The sequence below is a fragment of the Thermodesulfovibrionales bacterium genome (assembly GCA_035686305.1).
In the GTDB taxonomy this organism is placed as follows: domain Bacteria; phylum Nitrospirota; class Thermodesulfovibrionia; order Thermodesulfovibrionales; family UBA9159; genus DASRZP01.
The window spans coordinates 1-13890 of the sequence record DASRZP010000014.1 but is presented as its reverse complement, the minus strand read 5'-3'; the positions used below and the strand labels follow the sequence as shown (position 1 = coordinate 13890).

14 protein-coding genes are annotated in these 13890 nt (G+C 54.2%); 1 reads left to right on the top strand and 13 read right to left on the bottom strand.

Annotation, left to right across the window (positions count from 1 at the left end; genetic code table 11):
* The 12 genes from VFG09_01510 to VFG09_01455 all read right to left on the bottom strand — a co-directional run.
* A partial coding sequence (locus VFG09_01510) for a hypothetical protein (protein ID HET6513811.1) occupies positions 1-183 on the bottom strand: 183 nt, incomplete at its 3' end.
* Between the two features lie 115 nt (positions 184-298).
* Positions 299-484, bottom strand: coding sequence for an IPTL-CTERM sorting domain-containing protein (locus tag VFG09_01505; protein ID HET6513810.1), 186 nt, complete (start codon positions 482-484; stop codon positions 299-301).
* Between the two features lie 197 nt (positions 485-681).
* Positions 682-1791, bottom strand: coding sequence for a DUF362 domain-containing protein (locus VFG09_01500; protein HET6513809.1), 1110 nt, complete (start codon positions 1789-1791; stop codon positions 682-684).
* A 248-nt stretch (positions 1792-2039) separates the two neighbouring features.
* A complete protein-coding gene (locus VFG09_01495) occupies positions 2040-2357 on the bottom strand; it encodes a TusE/DsrC/DsvC family sulfur relay protein (protein ID HET6513808.1) in 318 nt (105 codons plus the stop codon).
* A gap of 132 nt (positions 2358-2489) precedes the next feature.
* A complete protein-coding gene (locus tag VFG09_01490; protein HET6513807.1) occupies positions 2490-3911 on the bottom strand; it encodes a NarK family nitrate/nitrite MFS transporter in 1422 nt (473 codons plus the stop codon).
* 68 nt (positions 3912-3979) lie between these two features.
* A complete protein-coding gene (locus VFG09_01485) occupies positions 3980-4657 on the bottom strand; it encodes a respiratory nitrate reductase subunit gamma (GenBank protein ID HET6513806.1) in 678 nt (225 codons plus the stop codon).
* Positions 4651-5193: a nitrate reductase molybdenum cofactor assembly chaperone gene (gene narJ, locus VFG09_01480; protein ID HET6513805.1), complete on the bottom strand. Its 543-nt coding sequence runs from the start codon at positions 5191-5193 to the stop codon at positions 4651-4653. The genes VFG09_01485 and narJ overlap by 7 nt, the downstream gene beginning before the upstream one ends.
* Complete coding sequence (gene narH / locus VFG09_01475) at positions 5190-6641, bottom strand: nitrate reductase subunit beta (protein ID HET6513804.1); 1452 nt, start codon at positions 6639-6641, stop codon at positions 5190-5192. The genes narJ and narH overlap by 4 nt, the downstream gene beginning before the upstream one ends.
* Positions 6642-6645: 4 nt before the next feature.
* Positions 6646-10218, bottom strand: coding sequence for a nitrate reductase subunit alpha (locus VFG09_01470; GenBank protein HET6513803.1), 3573 nt, complete (start codon positions 10216-10218; stop codon positions 6646-6648).
* On the bottom strand, positions 10218-10772 hold the full coding sequence (locus VFG09_01465) for a c-type cytochrome (protein ID HET6513802.1): 555 nt from the start codon (positions 10770-10772) through the stop codon (positions 10218-10220). Before VFG09_01465 ends, VFG09_01470 begins: the two co-directional genes overlap by 1 nt.
* Before the next feature lie 64 nt (positions 10773-10836).
* Positions 10837-12351, bottom strand: coding sequence for an MFS transporter (locus tag VFG09_01460; protein ID HET6513801.1), 1515 nt, complete (start codon positions 12349-12351; stop codon positions 10837-10839).
* 78 nt (positions 12352-12429) lie between these two features.
* On the bottom strand, positions 12430-12840 hold the full coding sequence (locus tag VFG09_01455) for a universal stress protein (GenBank protein HET6513800.1): 411 nt from the start codon (positions 12838-12840) through the stop codon (positions 12430-12432).
* A gap of 260 nt (positions 12841-13100) precedes the next feature.
* Here VFG09_01455 and VFG09_01450 point away from each other — a divergent pair, with 260 nt between their 5' ends.
* A complete protein-coding gene (locus VFG09_01450; GenBank protein HET6513799.1) occupies positions 13101-13436 on the top strand; it encodes a DUF1622 domain-containing protein in 336 nt (111 codons plus the stop codon).
* Positions 13437-13487: 51 nt separating this feature from the next.
* Here VFG09_01450 and VFG09_01445 read toward each other — a convergent pair.
* The coding region (locus tag VFG09_01445; protein HET6513798.1) for a CBS domain-containing protein at positions 13488-13890 on the bottom strand (403 nt) is incomplete at its 5' end.

The window sequence follows — 13890 nt, the reverse complement described above, 5'->3', positions numbered from 1 at the left end:
CACATATGAATCAGGAATCAAAGCAGGAAATACGAACCAGACTATCGGATGTGTAATTGTGCTGGCGCCAAACGCGACAGCGACTCTTTTTGATCTTGAGAAGTTTACTTCATTAAGAGCATAGGTATAGAGGGGGACTTCAATCAGTTGTGTAAATGCAAATGCCGACAGCCAGCCCAACATTAATAGCTTCCTCTCAGCGGCCTTTGTTAGTTATGATGCAGGCCGAGGAGTTGATGCAACTATGGTGACACGCTGGAAAGCATAGTCCTACCTTTGCAATAAACTGAAATAATAATTATTTTTCCTTCTTCAGAATTTTGTATGTCGCGCCAAGTCCCAAACCCAGCGCGGTCACAATCATGCCCCATTCACTAAGGGTCGGAACAGACTTCGCAACGGGCACGTCAGCGAATGCAACCTCCGCTACAACAAAGACTGTGGTAATGAGGCTGAAAACAAAATAAAATGGATGCTTTTTCATTTCTTTCCTCCTTGTTTAATTCGCTGCAAATAAGAAATTTATTTTACACGATTAACGCAAATATTATCAAAGAACCTTTAGTGTAGCGGCCTTCTGCTCGCTGTGGATGCCTAGCCCGACAACTCTGTCGGCCGCAAGCGCTTTTGGGAAAGGACCTTCCTCTTTGCCCAGACACCGAGCGCAGGTCGACCTTGCCATTATCTTCTGAGTCTTCTGAAGAGCTTGCCAAGAAGAGGCTCCTCAATGCGGAGCGCAGCATGGGGGCAGACTTCTATGCAGCAATAGCATCGTATGCATTTGTCGTAATCGACGCGGACCTCATGACCCTTTTGTGAGATTGCCCTTGCTGGACAGTATTTCCAGCATTCCCCGCAGAGCTTGCATTCGGAGATGTCCTGCATCGGCCTCTGCACGAGATTCCGCCTGATGAAACCGTGTAGCATTTCGGGGCCAAAAACGACCGGTGAGATGTCAGGGAACTTGAAGTTGTCAACGACCGGCACCTCGCCGATCACCTCAATCTCGCCGCCAGTATATCCCATTTCACGGGCAGCATTGTTTGTAAAGACATCGTGGGGATCGATCCCGAGCATCCTGCATATGGAGATATCAAGAGCATAGGTATCATCGCTGGCTGCTATGATTCCCAGCTTTCTCGGCGTCCCGCTTTTGCCCGGCCCCTGCCCCTCCATCGCGAGTATCCCGTCCAGAACGGTGACGGCTGGTTTCAGTGCATGATGGACCTTTACCAGCAGGGCTGAAAAGAGATCTCTGTTTACTCCCGTCCTGAGGTGCCATTCGGGCTTTCTCAACCCGACGATGCATCCGAATAGGTTCTTCACACCGAGAGTCATGCGCATCTGGGCATGGGTCTTTAGCTTGGGGACATTGATGAGAAGATCAGCTTCGAGCGCATCTTTTGCAATCTCGATCTTTTTGAATGGCTCGCCGGTATCAAACGTGACAGATTCCCTGAATTCCCGAAATTCGACTTCCAGACCGTTAAGCACGTCTCTGATGCCGCTTTCGTTCAGCACCTTCTCGAAGCCTCCCATCGCCGGACTGTCGGATATCTGTGGCCGTGCGCCCTTTTGGATGACCCATTCCACGACCGCTTTCACGACCATCGGGTGTGTGACCATCGCCCTTTCAGGCCGGGCTGGGGCGAGCAGATTCGGTTTGATCAACACACGGCTGCCCTTCTTGACTGTGCGCCCACAAAAAAAATCGATCATCTCGAAGACAAGGGGTCTGAGCGTCCCGTAATCGTAGGAGGCGGATCGTATAGTCACTCGTGATTTTTTCATCCCATGTAGTGTATCTCATTTCTCCTAAAGGGGCCAAGAGCGCATGCAAGATCAAGAAGCTAATGTTCGAATCATGATAACGTGCAGGCTATGAAGATCAGGGAGATAAAAGCGAAGAATATTCTCTCCAAGTCCGAGGTCTATGATTATGCATTCGGGTAAGGCCCTCGGGCCGTCTCCGCCGAGACGTGAGCCCGAGGGCGGATACCTATCCAGCCTGCTCTTTCAGAGCCGACCGATAATGAAAACTAACATTCCGGGGGCTTCGGTAAGCCTGCAAGCTTATACGCGCTCTTGTGACCTGCCATAGGGAAGAGTGCATAGACTGCCTGCTTCGTGAATCCCGTATCCTTCAGAACGTCCCGGCAGAGGGGGGAGACACCGTTCTTTTCGTAAGAGAACCTGATCGCCGCGATAAGCTTCCAGTGATCAGCGGTCAGTTTTTTTATCCCCTCCTTCTCCGCATACTGCTCCACGAAATGGATATTCCACTCATCGATATTGCGGATATACCCATCCTCATCAAGATCGAGTTTTTTCACATCAGATTCTGCCATCGTTGCCATAATTACACCTCCTGTTGCGCCGGGGACATTGCCCCGCCTGAGTTAATAAAAAAACGGCCTTTTCTCGTTCCTTTACCTGACAAAACTGAAGTCTGAACAGCCAAATTCTGCGCCCTACGCGCGCTCCCTTCATTAACAGGGAACCTCCGCGCACTTGCGGGAATAGAACCACCACGTAATGAGGATGCAGCTGACATAGAATGCAAGAAAACCGTACAGGGCCGCCTGCGGGCCTCCCGTCATCGTGATGGATGTCCCGAAGCTCTTGGGAATAAAGAATGCGCCGTAGGCTGCAAGGGCTGAGCTGAACCCGAGCACCGCTGCAGATTCCTTGGCCGCTTCCTTGAGGCGTGCGAGCTGGTCAGGTGTACAGGATTCCGTGTCCTCGCACTTGTGGTGAGTCATGAAGATGATCGGGATCATTCGGAATGTGGAACCATTGCCAATGCCGGTCGTAGTGAACAGGAGCAGGAACATGGCCAGGAAGCCCCAGAAATTCCCGCCCGTCCCGCCTTGGGGAAGAAAATAAAGGACTCCAAAGACAGCTCCAGCCATTACGATGAAGTTCCAGAACGTGACCTTCGCCCCTCCCAGTTTGTCGGCAAGAATGCCGCCGACGGGACGAATCGCGGCACCTACGAGAGGGCCGAGAAAGGCATACTTCACGGGGTCGATTACCGGGAACTGGGACTTGATCAAAAGCGGCAACCCTGCTGAATAGCCTATGAACGAGCCGAAGGTGCCGAGATAGAGCCAGCACATGATCCAGTTATGCTTGCGCCTGAAGATGACCGCCTGATCCCTGAAGGAAGCCTTCGCACTGGCTATGTCGTTCATCCCGAGCCATGCAGCGATGGTGGAGGCCAGGATAAAGGGCACCCAGATGAAACCTGCATTCTGAAGCCACATCTGTTTTGTCGCAGAGCCCTTCGCCCATAGTTGCGGATCACCGCCGAGGCCTCCGAAGGCTGCTGCAGTTATGACGATCGGTACGATGAACTGCATTGTGCTGACGCCCAGATTGCCGAGTCCCGCATTCAATCCGAGGGCCGTTCCCTTTTGCGCCTTGGGAAAGAAGAAACTGATATTTGCCATGCTCGATGCGAAATTGCCGCCGCCGAATCCGCATAACAGCGCCAGGATGAGGAATGTCGTATAGCTCGTGCTTGAATCGCGTACGGCAAGACCTATGCCTACGGCCGGTATGAGGAGTGATGCGGTACTGATGGTTGTCCATTTGCGACCGCCGAAGATCGGCACCATGAAGGAGTAGAATATCCTCAGTGTAGCGCCTGACAGGCCCGGAAGCGCGGCAAGCCAGAACAACTGGTTGGTGTCGAACTTGAAACCGATATTGGGGAGGTTTACTACAACGACGCTCCAGACCATCCAGACCGCGAATGCAAGGAGAAGGGCCGGGATGGAGATCCAGAGGTTTCTCCGGGCAATAGCCTTGCCCTCAGACTCCCAGAAGGCCTTGTCTTCCGGGTTCCATGTCGTGAGCACTCGACTTGAAGTCTTCCTTGTAGCCGTTACTGCTGGTTCCATTTCCATGTTCTTCTCCTTTTCTTAAGAAATAATTCGTGAAAACTCAACTCAAGAGAACGCAGATTCTTGCCGTCTCACCTCCCCTTCGGACTCGAAAGCCAGCGATAGAGTATCGGCGGATCTTTTAAGAAGCCCACGGGGAGATAGAGGAGATGAACGAGCTTGGTGAAGGGGAGAACGCCGAGGATAAGAAAGGCCCCTGCCACGTGGACTTTAAAGAGGATCGGGAAATCGCTCACGTACTCGATCTGGGGATGGAAGCTCAGGAGTGAATAGAGATAGGGGACCGCCGTATAGTGATACCATTGATATCCCCATCTCACATAGATGCTGATATACACGCCTGTGGCAGCCTGGCAAATGAGAAGGATGATGATCAACCAATCCGCAATTCCGCTTACAGCCTTTATCCTCTCTGCCGTCATCCTCCGGAAAAACAGGACGCTGCTCCCGAAGAGGGCAAGGAGTCCGAGCCCCAGACTGACATTCTCGAGGGCGAGGAAAAAGGTCTGGTTCGAGAGGAAGGCCTCGATCACGCGCGGCACGAGAAATCCTGTCAGGTGGGCGAGGAGAACGATGATGATGCCGAAGTGCCAAGCCATGGCGCCCCAGTAAAGGGTCTTGCTCTCCAGGAACTGGCTCGAAAAGGGCGTCCAGGTCAGGCGGTTCGCGAAATACCGGTAGGGCACCACGCAGAGAAAAAGCGCCAGCGCACTGTAGGGAAGGACGATGAAGATGAGATTGTCTAACATGTTGTTACCTCCTCGCAGTCTGCCGCACAGATCATGCAGGCAGCGGTTATCAGATCTCTCCAAAGCATCTCAGGCTTGCTCCCCGCAACACTGCGCATCTTGTTCATGCCCTCAAGCATGTGTGCGGAAAGGAAATCTCTCCGTTCCTCATCCATCGCCTCCCTGCGCATGTGAGCAAGAAAGTCAAAGAGCACCGAGAGGTGGTCGGGGAGTTCGCTGTCAGGAGGGTAATAGCCGTGCTCGCGGTAGATCCCCTTGAGCTTGATCATATACTCTCCCTTCTTGTGGGTGTCACCGAAGAGATGATACCCCACGTAGGGGGCGCATGCCGGACTCAGATCAAAGGCGACGGTATACTCCTCCTGGATGCGCGCAAGGTCAGACCGCGAAATGAATTCCCTAAGCCCGGCGAGGGGATCTTCGCCGCAGCTCTCCAGACTTCCTCTTAACTGCTCTACTGACCAGAGCAAGGTCTCCCTGTTCCAGGGATAGGAGAAGGCCTGCGCCAAGGCTTGGTAGGTCTCGATGCGGTTCATACTCCCCCCCTTGGCTTCACGAGAAGGCCGAAGCCCCTGCCGCCCTTCCGTAAAGCAGCTGCCTGCTCTTCCCGTTGTTGTGGAGGGATCACATTTCGTTCGGTGTATCCTCCGATGGCGAAGAGACGGTGTATACGCGCTGCGGCCTCTCTGTCGAGTGAGACATCCATAAGGACCTTCTCATCGGGCTTCTCGCCCAGGTTCTCCTGCCGCATATACTGCCTCAGCGCGATCAGCTTCTTCATCACGTCGGCGACTACTTCACGGTTGCCTCCGGAAAACATGCTCGCCATGTAACTGATCGGAACCCTGAGGGTATCGATCGTCGGTATCGACTCGTGGTCGGCTATCGCATACGATCCTGTCCGGGATGCGAGGACCGGCGACAGCGGCGGAATGTAGTAGGTCATCGGCATAGTCCTGAACTCCGGATGAAGCGGGAGAGCGAGGTCGTATTTCTTGACAAGGGCATAGACCGGCGAATGGACGGCAGCCTTCAGCCAGGCGTCGCTTATACCGTTGGCCCTGGCGCCTTCCTGCACCGCCCTGTCCCGGGGGTCGAGAATAAGTTCACGCTGGGCCTGCACCAACTCCGTGTCGCTCTTGACGAGGGCACTGCCGACCTGTGAGGCATCGTAAAGAAGGACACCGACATAGCGAATCCTGCCGACGCAGCTATGGGCGCAGGCATTGCACTGTCCCGTTTCGACGCGGGGATAGCAGAAGATGCACTTCTCCGATTTGCCGGTCTTCCAATTGTAGTAGGTCTTCTTGTAGGGACAGGCAGAGTTGCAGAAGCGCCACCCCTTGCAGACGTTCTGATCGATGAGGACGATACCGTCCTCCCCCCGCTTGTAGATCGCCTTGGACGGGCATGATGCCATACAGGCCGGGTGGAGACAGTGGTTGCAGATGCGCGGGAGGTAGAGCATGAAGATCTTCCCGTACTCTTCGATGATCTTCCTGTCCTCCAGGTTGAGGTCCTCGGCAGCGTAGAGGGGTGAGCCTGAGAGGTCATCATCCCAATTGGGCCCCCCGCTGATCGTCTCCATCCGTTTTCCCGTTATCTGGGAGATCGCATCGGCCACGGGCTGGTCGTCGCCCTCAGGGGCGTTGTAGAGGTTGCCATAATCAAAGTCGAAGGGTTCATAGTAGTCCTCCATCTTCGGCATGTTCGGTTGATAGAACATGCTCAGGAGCGTCGCGAATTTACCTCCCTGCTTCAGCTTCAGTTCTCCATTCTTGACGAAGAAGCCGCCCTTGTACTTCCCCTGGTCTTCCCATTGTTTTGGATAGCCGATTCCCGGTTTGGTTTCGACGTTGTTCCACCAGGCGTATTCAGCGCCCTTCCTGTCGGTCCATATGTTCTTGCACGATATGCTGCAGGTATGACAACCGATGCATTTATCGAGATTGAACACCATCACGATCTGAGCTCTTACGTCCATAGCATCACCCCCTCTTATGTTTCTTGACCACGACATAGCAGTCACGATTTACGCCGATAGGTCCCCAGTAGTTGAAATAGTAACTGAACTGTGCATAGCCCCCGAGCATGAGCGTCGGTTTCAGGCGGATCCGTGTCACACTGTTGTGGACCCCGCCGCGTCTCCCGGTCTTGTTCGACTTCGGGATGTTGAGGGTCCTTTCAGGCGCATGGTACATCCATGACGTGCCCTTCGGCACTCGGGAGGTAACGATCGCCCTGCAGACAATGACACCGTTCGTATTGAAGACCTCGACCCAGTCGTTGTCCATGATCCCGGCCTGTGCAGCGTCGGCGCTGTTGATCCATACCACCTGTCCTCCCCGTGAGAGGGTGAGCATCCTGATGTTGTCGCTGAAGGTGGAGTGGATGGACCACTTGCCGTGGGGCGTGAGGAAGTTCAGGATCAATCCCTCCTTCTTGTCGTCCTCGGTGAGTTCATCGAGAGCTTCCCGGTTGATCTTTCCCTTGAATGTCGGGAGTCCTTCGGCAAATTCCCGGTATACCGGATGGTCAAGGTAGAGGGACTGCCTGCCGCTCAGAGTTCTCCAGGGAACTCCGTACTCCACGTTCAAAGTGTAGGGTGCATAGGGCCGCTGATCATTAACAAGACCGGACCAGACAGGGGTGCTGATGAAGCGGCGGGGCTGCCGCCTGATCTCTTCAAAGGTGATGCGGAAATTCCTGTTTCCTTCGGCGATGGATGCAAGGGGCTTCCCAACTCTCTTCTCGAGGTTCTGATACGCCCGGTAGCTCAGCTCACCATTCGTCTCCGGCGCAAAGGAGAAGATTACATTCGCCACGGTCTCTTCTTCTTCCAGGCTGAGATGGCTCCTCTCGTTCCATGTTACTGTCGGGAATTCTCCAAGGAGTTTTTCGTGGATATCATCAGCCTCCCAGGCGATGCCATGGGCGCCCATGTGTCCCATGGCAGGCCCGACAGAGACAAAGCGGTTATAAAGGTTCGCATAGTCTCTCTCGACAATGGCGAGGTTCGGCATGGTCTTTCCAGGAATCGCCTCGCACTCGCCCAGTTTCCAGTCTTTCACCTCCCTCTGTGCGATCTCGCCGGGCGTATCATGAAGCAGGGGCGCGGCGATGACGTCTTTGAAAGGAGACGGGAAGTGCTTCGGAGCAAGCTCGCTGACCTTCCGGGTTATAAGCCTGAAAATCTGCCAGTCGGGCTTTGACTCCCATGAAGGCGGGACCGCGGCATTCATGCAATTGACAAAGGAGTGCATGTCGGTCGTATTCACATCCACCTTCTCATACCAGGTGGCGGCAGGCAGCACGATGTCCGAGTAGAGCGTTGAGGTGTCCATGCGGAAGTTGAGATCGACGACGAGGTCCATCTTCCCTTCCGGCGCCTTGTCGCGCCACTCGATCTCCTTGACCTGCCCCTTCGCGACCTCCTTTGCCATGACATTGCTGTTCGGAGCACCGAGGATGTGCTTGAGGAAGAACTCGTGACCCTTGGCGCTTGCAGAGATGGCATTTCCGCGCCAGATGAACCAGACCTTCGGAGAGTTCTCAGGGGCATCCGGATCTTCGATCGCAAACTTCAGTGACCCCTCTTTCAGCCTCTGCACGATCCGCTTCCGTATCTCATCGTCCGTCTTGGCTCCGCCCTTCACCGCTTCTTCGACGGTCTTCGCAGGGTTTTCGTTGAACTGAGGGAAGAAGGGCAGCCAACCGAGCCGGGTGGCCTTGACATTGAAGTCTGCAGCATGTGTCGGCGTCCCCTTCCCCTCTCGGGGACTGAAGTAGTCGACAAAGCTCCGGTCATAGCGCCACTGGTCGGAGTGGATGTACCAGAAGCTCGGCGTATTCTGCAGCCGTGACGGTTTGACCCAGTCGTGGGCCATGGCAATTGAAGTCCAGGAGGCCAGGGGCACCACCTTTTCCTGACCGACGTAATGGGCGAGTCCGCTCCCGTTGTTTCCGACGGACCCCGTCAATATCAGAGAGGTAATCGCGGCACGGTAGATGAGGTCGCTGTGGTACCAGTGGTTAATGCCTGCGCCCACGATCATCATGTTCCGGCCTTTAGTCCTTTCGCCGTTGTCAGCCCACTCCCTGGCAATCTTAATCACCGTATCCTGACTGATGCCGGTGTACTTCTCCTGCCATGCAGGGGTGAAGGGCCTGTCTTCTTTGTAGGACCCCCCTCCTGAAGAGACGCCGAGCTGTGCTGCGAGGAGATCGAAGACCGTCACGACCATCTCTTCCCCCTTGGTTGTGACAATCTTCTGCGCAGCTATCTCCCTCAACGATTCACCGATGTCTTCGTAGAAAAACTTCACCTTACAGTTGGTCCCTCCCTGATTGGATAGCCTGCAGTCGATGTCGTTGCCGTCAACAACGTCTTTCATGTCGAGGTTCCAGTTTCCCTGCTTTGAACTATGCCGGAAACCGAGACTCCCTCCTGGTATCCTGACGTTCCCTGATTCGTCGGAAACGCAGAGGACCCAATCGGCGTGCTCCAGCCCCGCTCCTTTGGCGATCTCGCCTGCCCGCAGATAGTCTCCTGGTACATAGGCATCGCCCTCCTTTTTCAGTTTCACGAGGAAGGGCATGTCCGTGTACTTCTTTGCATAGTCCTGGAAGTAGGGGACCTTTCTGTCGAGGTAGTATTCCTTCATGATGACGTGATTCACTGCCAACCAGAAGGGTGCGTCATGCCCCTGCTCTACCGGGAGCCACGTATCGGCAAACTTGCTCATTATGCTGTAGTCGGGAGAGAGCACAAGCACCTTCGCTCCACGGTAACGCGCCTCTGTCAGAAAGTGGGCATCAGGCGTCCTCGTCATCGGAACGTTGGAACCGCAGACCGCAATGTAACCTGCATTGTACCAGTCGGCAGACTCATTCACGTCTGTCTGCTCCCCCCAAATCTGGGGTGAGGCGGCAGGGAGGTCGCAGTACCAGTCGTAGAAACTCAGGGCAACGCCGCCGAGGAGCTGGAGAAAGCGGCTTCCGCCTGCATAGCTGATCATCGACATGGCCGGGATGGGCGAAAAGCCGACGACGCGGTCAGGGCCGTACTTCTTGGCCGTGTAAAGGGTCGAGGCAGCGATAAGCTCTGCCACATCCTCCCAGGTTCCCCTCCTGAAGCCTCCCATGCCCCGCCTGCTTGTGTAAGCCCGCCGCGACTCGGCGTTCTCGACGATGCTCTGCCAGGCGTCTACGGGATCGGCATGACGGGCCCTCGCCTCTTTCCAGAGATCGAGGAGTCTGCCCCTCACATAGGGGTACTTTACACGGAGCGGGCTGTAGAGGTACCAGGAGGAGCTGATCCCCCGCTGACAGCCTCTCGGCTCATGGTTCGGGATGTTATTGTTGAACTGGGGATAGTCGTTTGCCTGGAGCTCCCAGCCGACAATACCGTCTTTAACGTGTATCATCCAGCTGCAACCGCCCGTGCAGTTCACTCCGTGGATGGACCTCACGACCTTATCGTACTGCCACCGGTTCCGGTAAAGCTCTTCCCAGTCTCTTGTTTCAGATGAAAAAACGTCCTTGATCCGTTCTGGCGCCATTATCTGACCCTCCTCTTATAGATACCGAATATTCCCAGAATGAGACCGAAAAATGCCATTCCCGCCCAGGGAAAGAAATGGGGGGCAGCCTCCCCTTTGCGCGCACCTGCATCCTTGGCAAAGGCAACGAGGGCCTTGATCTCGTCGTCGGTCAGGGGCTTTTCCTCATACATCTTCTTCATGCCCGAGAAGGGCGGGCTTTTCAATACGCCCGCGAGCCCTTCTTCGCCCATGTTCGTATACATCTGCGTTAAGTCCGGTCCCCAGTTGCCTCCCCGCACCCCCGAGTACCTGAGCGCGTGGCAGGCAACGCAGGGGGCGCCCCTTTTGGTGAAGTGCCTTTCGCCGGTGAAGAGCGCCTTTCCTCGGTGAACGAGTTCACCGGTCGCCACGCTCTCTTCCTTGTTCGGTTCTTTGCCAGCCGGATTTGATGGAGCTGCAGTTGCTGAAGACTCAGCCCCCTTCTTTGCCGTGTCAGCATGCACAGGCGAAAGGGCTGCGCAAAAGATCAGCAGAGCGAAGAAGCTGCATACTACTTTGAAACGATTTGTCATCGTAACCCTCCTTTTCGCTGTTTTTTTATAGAGAGATACCAAGCCTGTCACCCTAATCCCCATGTTAATGGACGGCCTCCGGCAATGGCGTCGCAACTTCCATAATCTTCCTGTCGACAGAAGAGAGATGATATTCGTGAGAGAACGCACCGTGGGGCTCCCTGAGGAAAAAGAGGCAGAAAAGTAACGTGGCAAATGCGGAACCACCGATAAGCAGTAAGAACTGGTTGTCGGTCAGAAAGGTATAGGCCGTGGTAAATATCACAGCGCCCACATTGCCATAGGCCCCTGCATACCCTGCAACATTTCCCGTTATACGCCTCTTGACAAACGGTATAAGGGCAAAGGTTGTGCCACAGCCTCCTGTGACAAACAGAGCGCATAGCATTACAGCGAGAACCGCCCCTGCCAGAGGCCATGCCGGGCTTATCAAGCTCATGAGCACAAAACCGCCTGTCACGCCCCCGAGATATATAAGATGAGCTGATTTTCTTGTGGGCATCCTGTCGGAAACATAACCGCCGAGAGCCCTTGAACAGAAGTTCAGGATCGCAAACATCGAGCCGAAGAGCCCTGCCATCACCGGACTCAGGTGGAATACCTTCTGGAAAAAGAACGGAAGCATTGAAATAACCGCAAGCTCGGCGCCGAAGGTGACGACGTAGGATGCGCAGAGCGTGCCGACCTGTATAAATTTGTATCTGTCATCCTCCGGCACGCCTCTCCTGAGTATCGGCACATTGACCTTGATGATCGCTATAACCTGATAGAGTATCCCAGCCGCTATAATTGCATAGAAGATATACGCGGTTTCAGGGGTTATATAACCCTTTTTCGTTACCGTTCTGACAAGAAGGGAGAGCACACCCATGATGGGTATGGTCCAGAGAATCGCGCTGACCATGTCGCCCCATGTGGAGACCTCGATGGCCGCGGCCTTTCTTGATTTCGGCCTGACTGTACCTACGGGACCGTCGGTTATGGCGAACCAGTAGTATATGCCATATGCGAACATCACGCCTCCGCTCAGGGCTATCGCCCATCTCCAGCTGTCCACGATGCCGAGGGCTATGAACGGCAGGGTTATTGCCGCCAGGGATGACCCCCAATTTCCGAGGCCTGCCTCGACACCTTGAGAAAAGCCGGCATCCCTTGGTTTGAACCAGAGGGAAGTCATATGAATACCGACGACAAAACCTGTGCCGACGGCGCTCAGGATCAGCCTTGCCGCCAGCATCTCCGTATATGTGGAGGCAAAGGCAAACCATACGCAGGGGATGGCCATTGACCACATCACGATGCAAAATGTCTTTCGCGGCCCTATCCTGTCCGACAGCATGCCGATAACAACGCGGGCAGGGACCGTCAGGGCAACATTACAGATGGCAAGGACCTTGAGCTGATCCAGGGTAAGGCCTGTGTCCCTGATGATGGTAGACACAAGCGGCGCCATGTTGAACCAGACATAGAATGTCATGAAGAACGCGATCCATGTCTTGTGAAGAGCCTTGATGTCAGCCCTTCCAAATGCAAGAAGATCCTTCCATCCCATACGTTCACTTGTGCATTCCCCCTTCATAAACCACCTCCGAAGATATACGATTTTTCTGCGTCACGATCCAACGCGGATCGAACAACCCCCCTGAACGTCCATCATTCAGCAATGCATCACGAGAACCGGGCACGTTACATGCCGTATGACGAAGGCGCTCACACTCCCAAGAACCATCTCGTTGAGAAGACCGCCGCCGCGCTTTGCCACCACAAGGATGTCCGGCGATTTTGTCTTTACCGCCTCAAGGATCATCCTGCGCGGATCGCCTACTGCAAGGACGGCATCAACCTCGAGACCCTGATCAGCGATCCGGCTGCCAAAGGTCTTCAGTTCGTCCTCGCGCTTCTGGCACCACTTCTTGAAGCTTTCCTCATTCGTGCTTGTGGCATCCAGAGGTTCCTCAACGACTGTTAAGAGGATAATCTCCGGATCCTGTGCCCTGAAAAGCCCTACAGATTTCTCAAGGGCGTTCTGAGCCCTTTCGGAACCATCGTGACAGACCATAATTTTCATTTCTATCGACCTCCGGATGTTGCGAACAGTTCAGGAGAGACTCTCTCTGTTTAATCCGCTTATCCCTCCCCTCTCCTTGAGAACAGTTTACTCCTTCTTTTGCTGTATGTGAAGTAACTTTTGTCACTGGAATCAAGGATTTACAAATAATTTACAATCCCGGAGAAAAGGCACACCGATTCTCTGTTCCTCTCAGCTCAAAAGAATGAATCTTGACTCCACAAATAATGGCTGGTATCTTTTACATGAAGGGATAGGACTTGGAGATCATACACAATATTCTTGAGGCGGTTATTCTGACCATCAGCGGATTAGGGACTGCTGTTGTCGTTTGGGGCGTTCTCGAGGCAATGGTCGCGTTCATCGGTCTGAAGTTCTCCTCTTCGAAGGAAGACGCTGTTTCCAGAAGTGAATCCATCCGCCAGCGTCTGGGCGCCCACCTTCTTCTCGGACTTGAAATCTTCATTGCTGCAGACATCATCAGCTCTGCCGTCAGCCCGAGTTGGGAGAAGGTTGGGATGCTTGCAGCGATTGTCGGTGTAAGGACTGTGCTGAGCTACTTCCTGAGGATGGAGTTAAAACACGGAATGAGCTGAACCTTTCGGCAAGGCTGTCGAACTCTTTCTATCAGATCAGGTTGCCGAAGTTCACGATTCTATCTTCTCCAAGGCCTTCACGATATCTACCCTCGATATAATGCCGGCGAGGCGGCCTCTCTCATCGACGACAATAATCCTCTTTATCTTCCTCTCCGTAATAATCTGGATGAGTTCCCTCAGCGGCGCCCGTTCATGGACCGTGATGGGAGGAGAGGTCATGATCTCTCCCGCTGTATCGCCTGTCCGTCCGCTCTCCCTGAAGATCCTCGGAAGGATCATGTCTCCAAGCTTTTCCACAAGGTGAGGCAGATGATCGATCTCCCTGAAGATGATGTCGGATTCAGAAACCACGCCGATAACCCTGCTAGCATTGTCTACCACAGGCACACCGCTGATGCGGTGGAGAACGAGAAGCCTGCCGATCTCCTCTATCGGCGTCTCTTGCTTGACG

Coding starts and splice junctions, on each gene's coding strand:
- VFG09_01490 (HET6513807.1), bottom strand. CDS start 3,911: ATGGAAATGGAACCAGCAGTAACGGCTACAAGGAAGACTTCAAGTCGA.
- VFG09_01500 (HET6513809.1), bottom strand. CDS start 1,791: ATGAAAAAATCACGAGTGACTATACGATCCGCCTCCTACGATTACGGG.
- VFG09_01465 (HET6513802.1), bottom strand. CDS start 10,772: ATGACAAATCGTTTCAAAGTAGTATGCAGCTTCTTCGCTCTGCTGATC.
- narH (HET6513804.1), bottom strand. CDS start 6,641: ATGGACGTAAGAGCTCAGATCGTGATGGTGTTCAATCTCGATAAATGC.
- VFG09_01455 (HET6513800.1), bottom strand. CDS start 12,840: ATGAAAATTATGGTCTGTCACGATGGTTCCGAAAGGGCTCAGAACGCC.
- VFG09_01470 (HET6513803.1), bottom strand. CDS start 10,218: ATGGCGCCAGAACGGATCAAGGACGTTTTTTCATCTGAAACAAGAGAC.
- VFG09_01505 (HET6513810.1), bottom strand. CDS start 484: ATGAAAAAGCATCCATTTTATTTTGTTTTCAGCCTCATTACCACAGTC.
- VFG09_01485 (HET6513806.1), bottom strand. CDS start 4,657: ATGTTAGACAATCTCATCTTCATCGTCCTTCCCTACAGTGCGCTGGCG.
- VFG09_01495 (HET6513808.1), bottom strand. CDS start 2,357: ATGGCAACGATGGCAGAATCTGATGTGAAAAAACTCGATCTTGATGAG.
- VFG09_01460 (HET6513801.1), bottom strand. CDS start 12,351: ATGAAGGGGGAATGCACAAGTGAACGTATGGGATGGAAGGATCTTCTT.
- narJ (HET6513805.1), bottom strand. CDS start 5,193: ATGAACCGCATCGAGACCTACCAAGCCTTGGCGCAGGCCTTCTCCTAT.